This is a genomic window from Amycolatopsis sp. CFH S0740, assembly GCF_004522315.1.
Classification (GTDB): domain Bacteria; phylum Actinomycetota; class Actinomycetes; order Mycobacteriales; family Pseudonocardiaceae; genus Amycolatopsis; species Amycolatopsis nivea.
On the sequence record NZ_SDLS01000036.1, the window covers coordinates 61,959 to 76,414 of the forward strand.

The window sequence follows — 14,456 nt, forward strand, 5'->3', positions numbered from 1 at the left end:
GCTGGTCCGCGCGATGGAGTGCCAAACGGAAGACGACTCAAGCGCTTTCACCGGGCATGGTGAGGTTTCGCCTGCATCCGACCGCCGCCCCGCACCGCGCGCAACGAGCACCACGCAGTCCGGCTCGACCGAAGCCATTCCGGCGCACTGCCAGGAAGCCTCATCCCGTCACCGTGGCGGTCAAACCATGGCTCACCGCGGCTGGCGAGGAAATCGGGCTCCGGCAACCGTCATCTCATCCCCCTCGGCGGCCCCGATCTTCGCCCCTGGCCAGGATCCTCGGCGCTCCCCGGCTCCGGCGGCGGGGTCAGACCGAGATCAGCCGCCGTGCTGAAGTCGGCTAGGCCGGTCAGTTTCGCTGGGTCCGTGCCGATGTTCCAGGCAGTCTGCAGCAGCTGCGCCACCAAATGTTCCGGGTCTGCTTCCACGGCGTTCGCCAGTGCCATCCCGGCTAGTGCGCCTTCCCCGCGCATCAAGGCGGTATAGCCGAGGTGCAGTGCGGCTTCGGCACGGTGCGGCGGGGGCAGTTCGCGGACCAGCGTCAGCCATACCTCCTCCGCCTCGCGGGTCAGCGACGTGTGCGGCGGGACCGCGAGGGCCATGCAGGCGTCGCGGATCGGGGTGAGCATCAGCGCGTGGGCGAGCCGGACCGCTTGGTCGTCGTCAGGAGGGCCTTCACCGTGACGTTGGCGGAGGAACGCGGCGCGGAGTTCGGTTACCGCGGCGTCCAGGACATCGCTCGCTGACGTGTCTGGGCCGCACAACGGTTCCGGGGACCTTGCCAGCAAGTCGGCGCGGCGGGCGATCGCTTCCGGGGAGCGCGGTTCCAGCACCGCGGCCAGTTCTTCGCGGCTGCGGAAGACAACGAAACCAGCCTCGGTGGTCGCGGCGGCGAGGACGGTTTCCTGCGGATCTGGCAGCACACCGCCGCAGTCCGGGTCCCGGTAGCACAACCATGGCGCGCCGGGTTCGATCTCAGGGGTCCACAGTGCGTGGAACAGGCGGAGGTTGTGCCGCGCCAGGCCGCGTTCCAGTTCGGCTGCGAGTGTCTGGTGGGGTGGGCCGTTTTCGTCTGCTGAACCGCCGACGATGACAGCGGTGACGCCGTTGTGTTCGGGGTCGTCGAAGCGTGGGATCAGCGCATCCGCTTGCTGTGCTTGGAGTTCTCGCGGCGGGAGGTCGGCGCGCACCATCAGGCCGATCGTCGTGCCGGGGACGCGGTGGCCCAGCAGCACAAGGGAATCAGCGGGACGGAAACCGAACAGGTACGGGAGCGAGGCGATGAGGTCGGCCGGGTTGCTGAGGGTGGCCCGGGTGATGCCGGGCGGCGTCGAGGTGGTCACGCCTCCACTCTGCGCCGCGCACAAGCGAATCGGGGCCGGCAAAGCAAATCTGTGGACCACAGCGGGCAGTTGTGGACAACCAGGTCCCGAGCGAAGAGGACCGAAGGAAATTGTCGGTGCCGTGTGCATCAAAGGCGAGCGTCCACAATAGACAAAAGCTGCCGGAGCCGATCGGGCTCCGGCAGCATTCTCAGAGGAAACTCAGCCGCAGTGTTCGAACGGGCTCTCGTACGCGGACGAGCCGACCGAACCGCCCCACCTGACGCAGGTCGAACCGGCGCTCTTCTTCACCGGGCCGGCGTAATAGGTGAAGCTGCCGGAATCCGTCGCCCTGGTCGAGCCCTTCACCTCCAGGAACGCCGAAACCGGGCTGGCCGTCCCGAGGGAGACCGCCTTCAGGGTCGTCACGCAGTTCTCTTTGGAGGACGAGTTGTACAGCAGGTACGCGGTGCCCGCCGTCCCCAGCGCCTGCTGGTCGATCACCGAGAAGCCCGACCCGCACACCTGCGTCGCCGAGTACGGGTTGCCGCCGCAGCCGTTCTTGCTCGTGAAGTCCTTCTTGCCGTAGTACGGCACCGCGACGCCGTTCAGCACGGCCTTCTGCGTCACGCCGTTCAAGTTCTCCTCGAAATGCAGATGAGGCCCGGTCACGCCGCCGGTCGCGCCCGCCTTGCCGATCTCCTTGCCCTGCCCGACGCTCTGGCCCACCGAGACTTCCTGCTCGGACAGGTGCGCGTACCGGGTCCGCCAGCCGCCGCCGTGGTCCAGTTCGATCCAGCGGCCGTAGCTGGTGCTGCCTTCGTTCGCGACGCGGGTGACCGTCCCCGGCGCGGCCGCGAGGACCGGCATGCCGGTGATGCCGGACTTCTGGAAGTCGACCGAGTTGGCCGGGTTGTGGCCGCTGAAGGTCGCCGCGGTGACCGTGACGCCGCATTTGAACGGCACCTGGAAGTTGGGGGCCGCGGACGCCGTCGACTGGGCGGCGAGCGTCAGGCCGCACGCGGGCAAGGCCACCGCGGCCGCGACCGCCGCGAACCGTCTCAATCTGGACATGGGGCGTACCTCCTGGTGGGGGAAATGTCCGAGCGCCTCCAGCCAAGCCCGAGCCAGTACATTTTCCGTACAAGACGACTCGGGAGGGCCCATGGGCACACCGGCGGCCTCGCTTGCGAAGGCGCGGCGGCGGTTCGAGGGCGCCGACTGGGTGCGCTGGGGCGTGCTCGCCGTGCCGGCCCTGTTCGCGATCCCGAACGCGCGCCCCTGGTCGTGGCCGCTGATCGGGCTGGTCCTCGTCCTGTCCGTCCCGGCGCTCTGGCTCACCCGCGAGTCGCGGCCGCGCTGGCTGATGCCCGCGACCATGATCGCCGTCGTCGCGGCGGCGGGCGCGCTCTGGATCCTGCAGCCGGGCAGCTGGACCTCGACGACGATGTTCGGCGCGACCTTCTACGCCCTGCGCGTCTCCGGCCGGATCGCGGCGGCGATCTCGCTCGCCGCGGCTTCGGCGACGATCCTCACCTGGTCGATCGTCTACGACCTCGACTGGCTGAACGCTGTCGCGCTCTTCGCGATCCTCGTCGTGATGGTGCTGCTCGCCGCCAACCGCCGGAGCCGCGCGGAACGGCTGGAACAGACCGAGCTCGCGCTCGCCAGGGCCCAGACCGCCAGCGAGGAGCACGCCCGCGCGGCCGCCCTCGCCGAACGCACGCGCATCGCTCGCGAGTTGCACGACGTCCTCGCGCACTCTCTCGCCGGTCTCGCGCTCAACCTCCAGGGCGCACGCCTGATGATGGTCCGCGACGGTGCGAGCGAAGAATCTCTCGCGCAGATAGAACGCGCGCAGAAGCTGGCGACCGACGGTCTCGCCGAAGCACGCAAGGCTGTCGCTGCGCTGCGCGAAGACGCCGTACCAGTCGAGCGCTCGGTCTCGGACCTTGTCGCCGCGTACAGGCTCGACACCGGCTCTCGCGCCGACCTCGTGATCGAAGGCGAACCGCGCGAGCTGGACGCAGCTGTCGGCACGACGCTCGTACGCGCTGTACAGGAAGCCCTCGCCAACTCGCGCAAACACGCCGCAGGTCCCGCCGTAGACGTCACGGTGGCCTTCAAGAACGAAGAAGTCGACTTAACGATCATCGACCACCAGGGCCGCCGTCCGCCGGAGCCGCCGTCGCCGGGATACGGTTTGCGAGGCATGGGCGAACGGGTCGCGCTGTTGAACGGGAAGCTCGAATGCGGCCCTGGGGAGGACGGATGGCGGATTCAGCTGACGGTGCCAGCGTGACGCTGCGCGTGGTGCTGGCCGACGATCAGGCTGTAGTGCGCGAAGGCCTCGTCACGCTCCTCGGGCTGCTTCCCGGCATCGAGGTGGTAGGCGCGGCCGTAGACGGCGTACAGGCTCTCGAGCTGGTCGCCGAGCATCAGCCGGACGTACTGCTCGTCGACCTGCGCATGCCGCACCGCGACGGCGTCGAGACGACTGAACTGGTGCGCGCGCAGCATCCGAAGACCGAAGTCGTCGTCCTCACCACGTACGCAGACGACGACTCACTGCTCGCCGCGCTCAAAGCCGGTGCGCGAGGGTTCCTCACCAAGGACGCCGACGCCGAAGCGATCGCCCGCGCTCTCCGCTCAGCGGCGGCTGGTCAGTCCACTGTGGACGGCGCGCTCCAGCAACGGCTGGTAGCCGCCGCGACGAGCCGCGCGCCGGTGCGCACGAAGGAGCTGGAAGGCCTCACCGCGCGCGAGGTCGAGGTGTTGCGGCTGATCGCGGCCGGCCTGTCGAACACGGAGATCGCGCGCACCCTCGTGGTCAGCGAGGCGACGGTGAAGACGCACGTCAACCACCTGTTCTCCAAGGCAGGCCTGCGCGACCGCGCGCAGGCCGTCGCCTTCGCCTACCGCGCCGGGATCGCCGAGTAGAACGCCTTCTTCCCGCCGACGATCGGCAACGTCACCGTCGTCCCGGTCAAGTCCAGCGACAGCCCGGCACCCGCCTGCGGCCGCAGCGTGAAGTCGTGATCGCTGGACGCCAGCACGAACTCCAGACGGTGTCCAGCAGCCACGATGTAGTCCTTCGGCATCAGCGAAACCTCGATGCGGTACCGCTGTCCGGGGGTGATCGGCGAAGTGACCGACGGGCTGATCCGGTTCTGCGGATCCGTCCAGCCACGGCTGATCACGTGGGAGGTGCCGTCGGGCGCGCGGTCAAGCAGCACCGCGGTGACATTCGCGGCCGGACGATCGAACGACAGCCGAAGCTCGGCCTTCGCGGTGCCGGACAACCGGACCGGCTCCGTGGTCGCGGAAGTGCGGTAGCGCAAGCGGTTCCCGGACGACGCCGCGTCGGCGAGCTGTTCGATCTTCTTGCTCGCGTCGTCGGCCAGTGTTTCGACGGTCGGACGGCCGGGCACGGGCTGCCGGTCGAGTGCCCCGGTCGAACGTCCGCCCGGCCACGGGTGCAGCTCGACGTCGGAAGTGCCCGGCGCGGGCCAATCGGCCTCGTCGACCCACGACTTGTCCTCGCGCTGAATGGTCGCCTTCGGCTCGCGTTCGATGCCGTTGTCGACCCCGTAGAGGTAGTGCGACATCCACTTGTTCAGCGTCGTGAGCCAGACGTGGCGGCGCAGCGAGATCGGGTCCGCGTGGCCGGATTGGTGCAGCCAGATCTTGTGCTCGACGCCGTGCTTCTTCAGCGCTTCGTACCAGGTGGCGACCTGTTCGGTCTTCACGTTCCAGTCGTTCAGCCCGTGCACCGCGAGCACCGACGCGTGCACCTTGTCGACGTCGTTGCGGTAGTTCCGGACGTCCCAGAACTTGCTGTAGTCCCCCGTCAGCCGGTCCTGCGCGGCAGTGAGGCCGTCGAGCACCGGACGGCAGACCTGCTGGTCAGCGCGCGAGTAGACGTAGCCGGCGAGTACGTCCGTGTCCTCGCCCTGATAGCCGCCAGGGGCCACGACCGCGCCGGCGTTGCGGTAATAGCCGTACCAACTCGAGATGGCGGCGATCGGCACGATCGTCTCGAGTCCTTCGACGCCGGTGCTGGCCACCGCGTTGGGCAGTGTGCCGTTGTACGACACGCCCATCATGCCGGTCTTCCCGGTGCTCCAGCTCGCCGCGACAGACGCTCCGGCCTGGTTGTGCGCGGAAGCGCGGCCGTTCAGCCAGTCGACCACCGAACGCGCGCCAATCGTCTCGTTCACGTCGCCCGTCGTCGGGCAGCCGGTGGACAGCCCGGTACCGAGGGATTCGCCGTACACGACAGCGAATCCGCGCGCGGTGAAGTAGTTCTGGTAGCTCCAGCCGATCGGTGCCGCGACGTGCGGACCCGGCACGTACAGCTCGGTGTCGACGTTGTGGTTGGGTACGTCGTTGCCGCCCGCGAAGTACGGGCTCGCTTCGTACACGACAGGCACCTTCATGCCCTGCTCTGTGGCGCGTGGACGCACCACTTGCGCGTGTACGAGGTCAGGCTTGCCGTCGTGGTCACTGTCGACGGGCGCGGTGACCCAGACGTCTTCGCGGATGACGTCAGCCGGATCGAAGACCGGCTGTGCCTGACCGTCGGTGAAAACCGGCGCTGGCGGCGAAGCAGCTTCAGCGACCGCGGGCACGGACAACGTGGCCACTGCGACGAAAACGGCAGCGACCCGAGCGGCAACTCCCACCAGAACCCCCAAGCTGGACGAAGCAGGCGAGCAAGTTGAGAGTTCCGTCAACCGCAACTCGCGTCAACCGACTAACGTCGGAGCCATGGACGCACCGATAGTCACGGTCACGGTCTATCCGCAGCACGCGCGCGTCACCCGCCGCTGTCAAGTCACTCCGGCCGACGGGTCCCGCGTAGAGATCACGGGTCTCCCCCTGTCGCTCGACGCTGCTTCAGTGCGCGTCAGCGGCGCGGGCGACGCGTTGGTCACGGGCGTCGACGTCGCGTACGCGCAACACGCCGCGCCTGCGGACCCAACGCTGCGCGCGCTCGTGGAGCAGCGTCGCGCGGACCAAGCGACTGTCGACGAGGTTGCGGACGACGAGAGCGCAGCGGCTGCGCGCGTCGACCTGTTGACGGGCGTCTCGCGACGCAGCGGAGCAAGCTTCGCGAAGGCGTTGGCTGGCGGCGACGCCGAACCAGGGCGTGTCCAGGAAGTGAGCGAAGCGCTCAGCACGCAATTAGCCGCAGCGCTCAAGGAACGTCGCGCGCTCGCCACGAGGCTGGAACGGCTGCGCGAAGACCTCGCCGCGCTAGACCGCCAGATCGAAACTCGCAGCGCACAGTCCGAACAGGACAGTTCGACCATCGTCGTGGAGCTGGAATCCCCCGCCACCGCGGAAATCGAACTGTCCTATGTGGTCCCCGGCGCGCGCTGGGAACCCGGGTACGACGTGCGGGTGCGCGGCACCGACGTCACCGTCACCTCGTACGGGCTGGTCAGCCAGCACACCGGCGAGGACTGGCCGGAGTGCGAGCTGACGCTGTCCACCGCGCGCCCGGCGAACACCGTCGTGATCCCGGAACTCCAGCCCTGGTACCTGGATCGGCAGCAGCCGGAACGGCGCTCGATGGTGCCGCCCGCACCCGCCGCGATGGCGGCCTACGGCGGTGCCGCACCCGCCGGTCGGGACGGCTTCGCCGCGCACCTCTCCGAAGTCGAGCAAGGCGCCACCGCGGTCACCTTCCGGCCCGCCCGCCCGGTCGCGATCCCGTCCGGCGCGCAAGGCCACCGGACGACGCTCGCGCAGCTGGACTTCACCGCGGAACTGGACTACGTCACCGCGCCGACGCAGGCCGAAGAGGCTTATCTGCGCGCGAAGGTGGTCAACACCGGCGAGCACACGCTCCGCGCCGGTCGCGCCGCGGTGTTCCACGAAGCCGAATTCGTCGGCAGCACGCAGCTGGAACTGTGGGCTCCTGGCGAGGAACGCGAACTCGCGCTGGGCGTCGACGACCGGATCCGCGTCGAACGCGAACTGGTGAAGCGCAGCGCCAGCAAGGCGACGTTCTCCGCGCAACGCCGCCGCGAAGCCGATTACCAGACGACGGTGACCAACCACAGCCCCCGCGAAGCCGTGGTGGCCGTGCTGGACCAGGCCCCGGTCTCGCGGGACGACGCGATCACTGTGCGGGACCTGCGGCTCAGCCCGGAGCCGGTCGAGCGCTCCGAGCTGGGCCAGTTCACCTGGCGGCTCACGATCGCGCCCGGGGCGTCCGCGACGGTCTCGCTCGGCTACCGGGTGGACGTCGCGAAGGGCGTCGAACTCAGCGGCTGGCGCGAGTGAGCGCTCAGCCCTGCGAGATGTAGGCCTCCAGCTGTTCCTGGCTCTGTTCCAGCTGCTCCATCCGGATCTTCACCACGTCGCCGATGCTCACGATGCCGGCGAGGCGCCCGCCGTCGAGCACCGGCACGTGCCGGATCCGCCGTTCGGTCATCACGACGCTGAGCTGGTCCACCGGATCGTCCGGGGTGCAGCTGGCGACCATGGTGGTCATGATGTCCGCGACCGGCCCTTGCAGGACGGCAGGCCCGTGGTCGTTGAGCTTCCGCACGACGTCGCGTTCGGACACGATCCCGGCGATCCCGCCCTCGGCGTCCACGACGACCATCGCGCCGACGTTGTGCCGGGCGAGTCCCGCCAGCAGCTCGGCGACCGTCGTCCCCGGCGACACAGTGGCGACCGTCGCGCCCTTGCGCTGAAGCACATCCGCAATCCGCATGGCGATGCCCTCTCCTCGGTGAGTCGGGTCACATCAGGTTAGGGCCCCGGTGCCGACTGCGAAAGTCCAGCGGGACGCGTCCGTTCGTGGTAACGGGCTCAGCCGTCGAACACCCGGCGCAACCGGGCGAGACCCGGTCCGATCTCCTCCGCCGCGATCGCGCCGTAGCCGAACAGCAGCCCGTGCCGCCGCGACGCCACGGAGAAATCGCCGAGCGAAAACAGCCGCACGCCCGCCCCGGACGCCTTCCGCGCGAAGCCGCGCAGATCCCGGTCCGCCGACGCGCTCAGGTGCAGACCCGCCGACGCGGGAACCGGCTCCAGCACGTCGGCGAATTCCGCCCGGAGGCGGTCGACGAGGAGGTCGTGGCGGGCGCGGTAGATGCCGCGCATCCGGCGGACGTGCCGGGCGAACCCGCCTTCCGCGATGAACGCCGCGACCACCGCTTGTTCGATGCCCGGGGAATGCCAGTCGGCGAGGTATTTCGCCTTCACGATCGCTTCCGCCAGAGCGGGCGGAGCGGCGAGAAAACCCAGTCGCAGTGCGGGAGACAGGACTTTCGAGAACGAGCCGACGTAGACGACCCGGCCGTGAGAATCCAAGCTGTGCAACGGTTCCAGCGGTCGCCCGGAGTAGCGGAACTCGGTGTCGTAGTCGTCCTCGACCACGACTGCGCTGTTGTCCTCGGCCCAATCGAGCAGCTCTCGTCGGCGAGACGGCGACATCGCGACACCGAGCGGGTACTGGTGCGACGGCGTCACGTGCACCAGTCGAGTGCCCCGCGGGATCGCGTCGACCACGAGGCCCTCGTCGTCCACCGGAACCGGCGCGACGCGCACTCCGAGCGTGCCCAGCAGCAGGCGCGGCGGCGGGTAACCGGGATCCTCGACGGCAGCCAGGTCGCCGGGTCGCAAGAGGACGCGGGCGACGAGGTCGATCGTCTGTTGCGCGCCCGAAGTGATCACCAGGTGCTCCGGGCGCACGCGAACGTTCCGGGACACCGCGAGGTGCCGCGCGAGTTCGGTGCGCAGCCGGGGATCGCCCTGGGGCTCGCCGTAAGTCATCAGTTCCGCGTGGGAGCTGCGCAATGCCTGGGTCGTCAGCCGACGCCAGGTCTCGAACGGAAACAGCCGCACATCCGGTACTCCGGCACGGAAATCGAACTCCGGCGGGTTCGTGAACGCTTTCGGCGGCGCGGGCACATCTGTCCACTCTGGACGCGGCTGGACGCCTTCGGCGAACCTGGCCGGTTCGGCAAGCCGCGGCGCGGCACCGGCGCGCACATAGGTACCCGCGCCGACTCGGCCGGCGAGGAATCCTTCCGCGATGAGGCGCTCGTACGCCGCGGTGACGGTGGTGCGCGAAACCGCCAGCTGGCGTGCCAGTTCCCGGGTCGGCGGCAGCACGTCGCCGTCGCGCAGCCGCCCGTCGAGCACCGCTTCGCGGATCTGGCGGTAGATCTCGTCGCGATGGCCGCGGGTGCCGGACAGGTCCAGGTGCAGGTCCACGCGTCCAGCCTAGATTGGTTCACCGCAGTTGGCCCGGTTTTGGCTCTCTTCCTGGACCGATCTGGCGGTTAGCGTGAGCCTATGACCACGTTCGACCTCGACCGGCAGTCCCTGCTCGTTCTCGACCCGATCGTCTCGAAGATCACCGCGGCGGATCTCGACCGGCCCACGCCGTGCGACGGATGGACGCTCGCCGACCTGCTCCGTCACCAAGTCAGCGAAAACCACGCCTTCGCCGAAGCAGCGCGCAACGGCTCCGCGAAGGACTGGGACAGCGGTCAGCTCGGCGAAGACCCGTACGGCGCGTACGCAGCTTCGGTGACCGACTACCTCGCTGCGTACGGAGAAGCCGACGTCGCGGAACGAGAGATCGCCATCAACACCTTCGGCACCTTCTCGGGCACAGTCGCGATGGCTATGCACCTCGTCGACACCGTCGCGCACGGCTGGGACCTCGCCAAGACTCTCGACGTCGCGTACCACCCGGTGCCGGACGCGGTGCACGCCGCCCTCCAGTTCTCGGTCATGATCCCGACCGACCCGAAGCAACGCGCCGAACGCGGGACCTTCGCGCCGGTGGTGCCCGTCGACACCGGCGAAAGCGAACTGGACCAGTTCCTGGGCCGGCTGGGCCGCGACCCGCAGTGGCGCGTCAGCTGACCTTGTCCGCCGGGGCCGACCAGGTGTCGCAGGCAGCCGGGCCGGCTCCGGTGTAACCGGCCTTCGCCCAGGCCAGCTGGTTCGCGCGGGTGCCGTGGTCGCCGCTGTCGTCGGCGCGGCCGTAGTCGGCGACGGCGGCGTTCGCGGTGGCCCGGCTGATCGACCCGCGGTCCGCCGCGGCGTTGAGGAACAACGCGCCGAAACAGTTCGCCTGGAGCTCGATCCGGCGCACGACCGCCTTGTCCGCGTCGCTGCTCGGTTCCGGCGAACCCATCTCCGTGCTCGCCGCGTCGAGGATGCCGCTCTCGCGCTGCACGTGGTGGCCGTACTCGTGCGCGAGCGTCGCCAGATGGCGGGCCCGGCTCAGCCCGGCGTCCGACAGCATCCACTCGGTGGGCGCGTAAATCGTGGCGTCGCCGCCGCAGTAGTACGCGACCGCCTCGTCCCGGGACGGCGCGCTGCCGCACGCACTGGTCTTCGGCAGCGTGACCGACACCTTGACCGGCAGGTTCGGCTCGTCCGCTTTGTCCAGCGCGGGCTGCCACGCCTGCTTCAGGCAGCCCACGAGCGCGGTGTAGAACGTCTTGAGCTGCTCCGGGTCCCGGCTCAGGTCCGGCAGGTCGCACGACACCGGGCCGAGCGCGACGCCCTCGGCCAGCAGCGGGTTGCCGCTGAGCTTGCGCACCGGTTTGGCGTCCTGGCGGTCCGGCATCGCGTCGGCGTCCGGGGCCGCGATCGCGTGCCCGGACACCTCGTGCGGCACCACGGCCATGAGCGCGAGCGTGACCGCGACGATGGCCACCGCCGCCACGGCGCCCAGCGCTTTGCCCGCCTTCCGGCGCGGCGGCGGCTGCGGTGCTGCGGGAGGCCACGGGCCCCCGGCGTAATACGTCATTCCTCCCCCTCCCGACCAGCATACGGAGACCGCGCGCGGGCCCGGATCACGAAACGGGAACGCCGGAATCCTGGCCGGATCCGCGAGCGGCAGCGAGACTGGACGCTATGACTGTCGAAGATCCGTACCTGTGGCTTGAAGACGTGACGGGCGACGAGGCGCTCGAATGGGTCCGTTCGCGCAACGCGGAGACGCTCGACGCGCTCACCGCGAGCGAGAGGTTCGGGCAGCTGCGGGACTCGATCCGCGAGGTGCTCGACGCGGGCGGGCGGATCCCGTACGTCGCGCGCCGGGGGACGCACTATTACAACTTCTGGCAGGACGCCGACCACCCGCGCGGGCTGTGGCGGCGCACCACGCTGGAGCAGTACCGCACGGCCGAACCGGACTGGGAGATCCTGCTCGACGTCGACGCGCTCGCCGCGGCCGAGGACGAGAACTGGGTCTGGAAGGGCGCCGCGGTGCTGCGTCCCGGGCACCGGCTCGGCCTGGTCCAGCTGTCGAGGGGCGGCGCGGACGCGACCGTCGTCCGCGAGTTCGACCTCGACGCGCACGAGTTCGTGGAGAACGGTTACACCCTGCCCGAGGCGAAGCACCGGATCGGGTGGATCGACGCCGACCGGGTGTACATCGGGACGGACTTCGGCCCGGGCTCGCTCACCACGTCCGGCTATCCGCGGCTGGTGAAGGAATGGCGGCGCGGCACCCCGATCGAGGACGCGGTGCTCGTCGCCGAGGGCAAGCCGGACGACGTCGCGGTGATGGCGTACCACGACCCGACCGAGGGTTTCGAACGCGATTTCGTGCGCCGGGCGATCGATTTCTACCGCACCGAGTACTTCGAGCGGACCCCGTCCGGGCTGGCCAAACTGGACCTGCCCGAGGACGTCGAGGTGTCCACGCACCGCGAATGGCTGCTCGTGCACCCGCGCAGCGCGTGGACCGTCGGCGGCACCGAACACCCCGCGGGCACGCTGCTCGCGATCGGCTACGAGGCGTTCAAATCGGGCGACCGCGAGTTCACCGCGCTGTTCACCCCGGACGCGCACACGTCGCTGGACTACTACACGTGGACCCGCAACCACCTGCTGCTCGCGACGCTGCACGACGTCAAGTCGGAGCTGCGCGTGCTGACTCCCGGCCCGGACGGCTGGGCCGAAGCGGAACTGGGCGGCGCGCCGGAATTCGGCAGCGCGCAGATCGTCGACACCGAACCGGACGTCGACGACGAGTACCTGGTGGATTCCTCCAGTTACGTCCAGCCGTCCACGCTCACCCGCGGCGTCGTCGGCGGCGACGTCGAGGTGCTGAAGCAGGCGCCCGCGTTCTTCGACGCGGCCGGGATCGAGGTCAGCCAGTACTTCGCGACCTCAGACGACGGCACGAAGATCCCGTACTTCGTCGTCCGCCCGCCGGGCGCGGAAAACGGCCCGACGCTGCTGTACGGGTACGGCGGTTTCGAGGTTTCGCTGACCCCTTCGTACGGCGGAGTGGTCGGCCGGTCCTGGCTGTCGCGCGGCGGAACGTACGTGGTCGCGAACATCCGCGGCGGCGGCGAATACGGCCCGGAATGGCACATGCAGGCGGTGAAGGAGAACCGGTACAAGGCATTCCAGGACTTCGCCGCGGTCGCGCGCGATCTCGTCGCGCGGGGCATCACGACGAAGGAACGGCTCGGCATCCAGGGCGGCAGCAACGGCGGGCTGCTCATGGGCGTCATGCTCACCCGTTACCCGGAACTGTTCGGCGCGATCGTGTGCCAGGTGCCGCTGCTCGACCTGAAGCGCTACCACCTGCTGCTGGCCGGTGCGTCGTGGATGGCTGAATGGGGCGACCCGGACGTCCCGGAGGAGTGGGAGTACATCTCGAAATACTCGCCGTACCAGAACGTTTCCGCGGACGGCCAGTATCCGCCGATCCTCTTCGTCACCTCTACCCGCGACGACCGCGTGCACCCTGGGCACGCGCGCAAGATGTTCGCGCGGATGCAAGAACAGGGCCACGACGTGGAGTACTTCGAGAACATCGAAGGCGGCCACGGAGCGGCGGCAGACAACGAACAACTCGCGTTCCGTTCAGCGGTCGCGTACGAATTCCTCTGGTCGAAGCTTTCCTAGACCAGCCCCCGGGGCCGCGCCCGCACGCGCGGCCCCGGGCGGATCGACGGTCCTCTGCGGACTTCCGCGAGCGCCCGCTCGAACCGCGCCCAGGCGTCGGTGACGAACGCCAGCCACGGCACGCCGAGCCGCCGCAGCGCGCGCCCGTGGCCGACTAACACGCCGCCGGTTTCCAGAATCGCTTTGGCTCGCCATCTCGCACTCGCTGAGATTCTTTGCCGCCGCAACAGGTCCACGTGATAGCTGAGCCGCCGTTCCACCCCGGCGAACACCCGGGCGGCGACCTCCACGGTGACCGGGTCGCGGGTGCCGTCCCGCAACGCGCTGTAGTAGCCGAGCGCGAGCACGTCGGAGATCAGCTGGCTCATCACGTCGCTTTTCGCTGACTGGCTTGCGGTTTCGAGAAGCCTCAGCTCGTCCGGCGGGTGCCGGAACCTCCGGACGCTGCGCGCCACCACCGGATCCAGCGGAACCCCGCTCCCCCACACCGGCCGCGGCCGGACCTTCCGACGCCGCGCCTCCGCCTCGAACACCGCACTCCAGTCCACTGCAGCCATGCTGCCGCCCGGATGTGCCGGTGCCGCGGGGAGAATGTGGAGATTCAGTGGGGGGAGAGCTCGCATCCGGTCTTGTCTCTGTACCTACTAGTATGTACGGTGAGCTTATGTCCACGAGAGACCAGCTCATCGCGAGCACTCAGGACCTGCTGTGGGAGCGGGGATACGTCGGCACCAGCCCGAAGGCGATCCAGCAGCGCGCCGGGGCCGGGCAGGGCAGCATGTACCACCACTTCACCGGCAAGGCCGACCTCGCGCTCGCCGCGATCCGGCAGAACGCCGACGATCTGCGCGCCTCCGCCGAGACCGCGTTCGCCCAGGGCACGACGGCAGTCGAACGGGTTTCGGCCTATCTGCTGCGCGAACGGGACGTCCTGCGCGGCTGCCCGGTCGGACGGCTGGCGCTGGATCCCGAGATCGTCACGAACCCGGAATTGCGTGCGCCGTTGGAGGAAACGTTCGACTGGCTGCGCGGCCGTCTCGCCGAAGTGCTCGCCGAGGGCATCGCGAACGGCGAACTCCCGAGCGACCTCGACCCAGCGGCAACGGCAACCACACTGGTCGCGGTGCTGCAAGGCGGGTACGTCCTCGCCCGGTCGTCCGGGACGGTCGAGCCGTTCGACCAAGCGATCCGCGGCGCGCTCGCACTCCTCGGCCAGCGGTGACG

Annotated in this window: 13 protein-coding genes; 6 read left to right on the forward strand and 7 right to left on the reverse strand. The window is 69.4% G+C overall.

Features of this window, described 5'->3' with window-relative positions:
- Window positions 1–230 precede the first annotated feature (230 nt).
- Together EIZ45_RS39370 and EIZ45_RS39375 are read right to left on the reverse strand one after the other, a co-directional pair.
- Window positions 231–1,343, reverse strand: a complete 1,113-nt coding sequence (locus EIZ45_RS39370; protein ID WP_134668604.1) for a DUF4192 domain-containing protein — start codon at window positions 1,341–1,343, stop codon at window positions 231–233.
- Between the two features lie 201 nt (window positions 1,344–1,544).
- On the reverse strand, window positions 1,545–2,396 hold the full coding sequence (locus EIZ45_RS39375; RefSeq protein WP_134668607.1) for a M23 family metallopeptidase: 852 nt from the start codon (window positions 2,394–2,396) through the stop codon (window positions 1,545–1,547).
- Window positions 2,397–2,487: 91 nt separating this feature from the next.
- Here EIZ45_RS39375 and EIZ45_RS39380 point away from each other — a divergent pair, with 91 nt between their 5' ends.
- Together EIZ45_RS39380 and EIZ45_RS39385 are read left to right on the forward strand one after the other, a co-directional pair.
- Window positions 2,488–3,624 carry a sensor histidine kinase gene (locus EIZ45_RS39380; protein WP_134668609.1) on the forward strand — a complete coding sequence of 379 codons (1,137 nt, stop codon included), beginning with the start codon at window positions 2,488–2,490 and terminating at the stop codon, window positions 3,622–3,624.
- Window positions 3,621–4,262 carry a response regulator transcription factor gene (locus tag EIZ45_RS39385; RefSeq protein WP_037810105.1) on the forward strand — a complete coding sequence of 214 codons (642 nt, stop codon included), beginning with the start codon at window positions 3,621–3,623 and terminating at the stop codon, window positions 4,260–4,262. Before EIZ45_RS39380 ends, EIZ45_RS39385 begins: the two co-directional genes overlap by 4 nt.
- Here EIZ45_RS39385 and EIZ45_RS39390 read toward each other — a convergent pair.
- The gene (locus EIZ45_RS39390; protein ID WP_134668611.1) at window positions 4,238–6,007 is read right to left on the reverse strand and encodes a Xaa-Pro dipeptidyl-peptidase; all 1,770 of its coding nucleotides are present in this window, start codon (window positions 6,005–6,007) and stop codon (window positions 4,238–4,240) included. The genes EIZ45_RS39385 and EIZ45_RS39390 overlap by 25 nt on opposite strands.
- A gap of 85 nt (window positions 6,008–6,092) precedes the next feature.
- Between EIZ45_RS39390 and EIZ45_RS39395 the strand changes: the two genes are divergently transcribed.
- Window positions 6,093–7,616 (forward strand): DUF4139 domain-containing protein, encoded by a 1,524-nt coding sequence (locus EIZ45_RS39395; protein WP_134668613.1) that lies wholly within the window; start codon window positions 6,093–6,095, stop codon window positions 7,614–7,616.
- A 4-nt stretch (window positions 7,617–7,620) separates the two neighbouring features.
- On the opposite strand, the gene EIZ45_RS39400 is transcribed toward EIZ45_RS39395, so the two are convergent.
- Entirely contained in the window at window positions 7,621–8,052 is a 432-nt protein-coding gene (locus tag EIZ45_RS39400; protein WP_037809798.1) for a CBS domain-containing protein, read from the reverse strand.
- Window positions 8,053–8,150: 98 nt separating this feature from the next.
- Window positions 8,151–9,560 (reverse strand): PLP-dependent aminotransferase family protein, encoded by a 1,410-nt coding sequence (locus EIZ45_RS39405; protein ID WP_134668616.1) that lies wholly within the window; start codon window positions 9,558–9,560, stop codon window positions 8,151–8,153.
- 81 nt (window positions 9,561–9,641) lie between these two features.
- Between EIZ45_RS39405 and EIZ45_RS39410 the strand changes: the two genes are divergently transcribed.
- Window positions 9,642–10,220 (forward strand): TIGR03086 family metal-binding protein, encoded by a 579-nt coding sequence (locus EIZ45_RS39410; RefSeq protein WP_134668618.1) that lies wholly within the window; start codon window positions 9,642–9,644, stop codon window positions 10,218–10,220.
- Here the strand turns inward: EIZ45_RS39410 and EIZ45_RS39415 are convergent.
- A complete protein-coding gene (locus EIZ45_RS39415) occupies window positions 10,213–11,115 on the reverse strand; it encodes a neutral zinc metallopeptidase (RefSeq protein ID WP_134668620.1) in 903 nt (300 codons plus the stop codon). The two genes, EIZ45_RS39410 and EIZ45_RS39415, sit on opposite strands and share 8 nt — an antisense overlap.
- A gap of 98 nt (window positions 11,116–11,213) precedes the next feature.
- Here EIZ45_RS39415 and EIZ45_RS39420 point away from each other — a divergent pair, with 98 nt between their 5' ends.
- The gene (locus EIZ45_RS39420; RefSeq protein WP_255443789.1) at window positions 11,214–13,232 is read left to right on the forward strand and encodes a prolyl oligopeptidase family protein; all 2,019 of its coding nucleotides are present in this window, start codon (window positions 11,214–11,216) and stop codon (window positions 13,230–13,232) included.
- Here the strand turns inward: EIZ45_RS39420 and EIZ45_RS39425 are convergent.
- Complete coding sequence (locus EIZ45_RS39425; protein ID WP_037809790.1) at window positions 13,229–13,789, reverse strand: hypothetical protein; 561 nt, start codon at window positions 13,787–13,789, stop codon at window positions 13,229–13,231. The two genes, EIZ45_RS39420 and EIZ45_RS39425, sit on opposite strands and share 4 nt — an antisense overlap.
- Before the next feature lie 107 nt (window positions 13,790–13,896).
- Here EIZ45_RS39425 and EIZ45_RS39430 point away from each other — a divergent pair, with 107 nt between their 5' ends.
- Window positions 13,897–14,454, forward strand: coding sequence for a TetR/AcrR family transcriptional regulator (locus tag EIZ45_RS39430; RefSeq protein WP_167754206.1), 558 nt, complete (start codon window positions 13,897–13,899; stop codon window positions 14,452–14,454).
- Window positions 14,455–14,456: the final 2 nt, after the last annotated feature.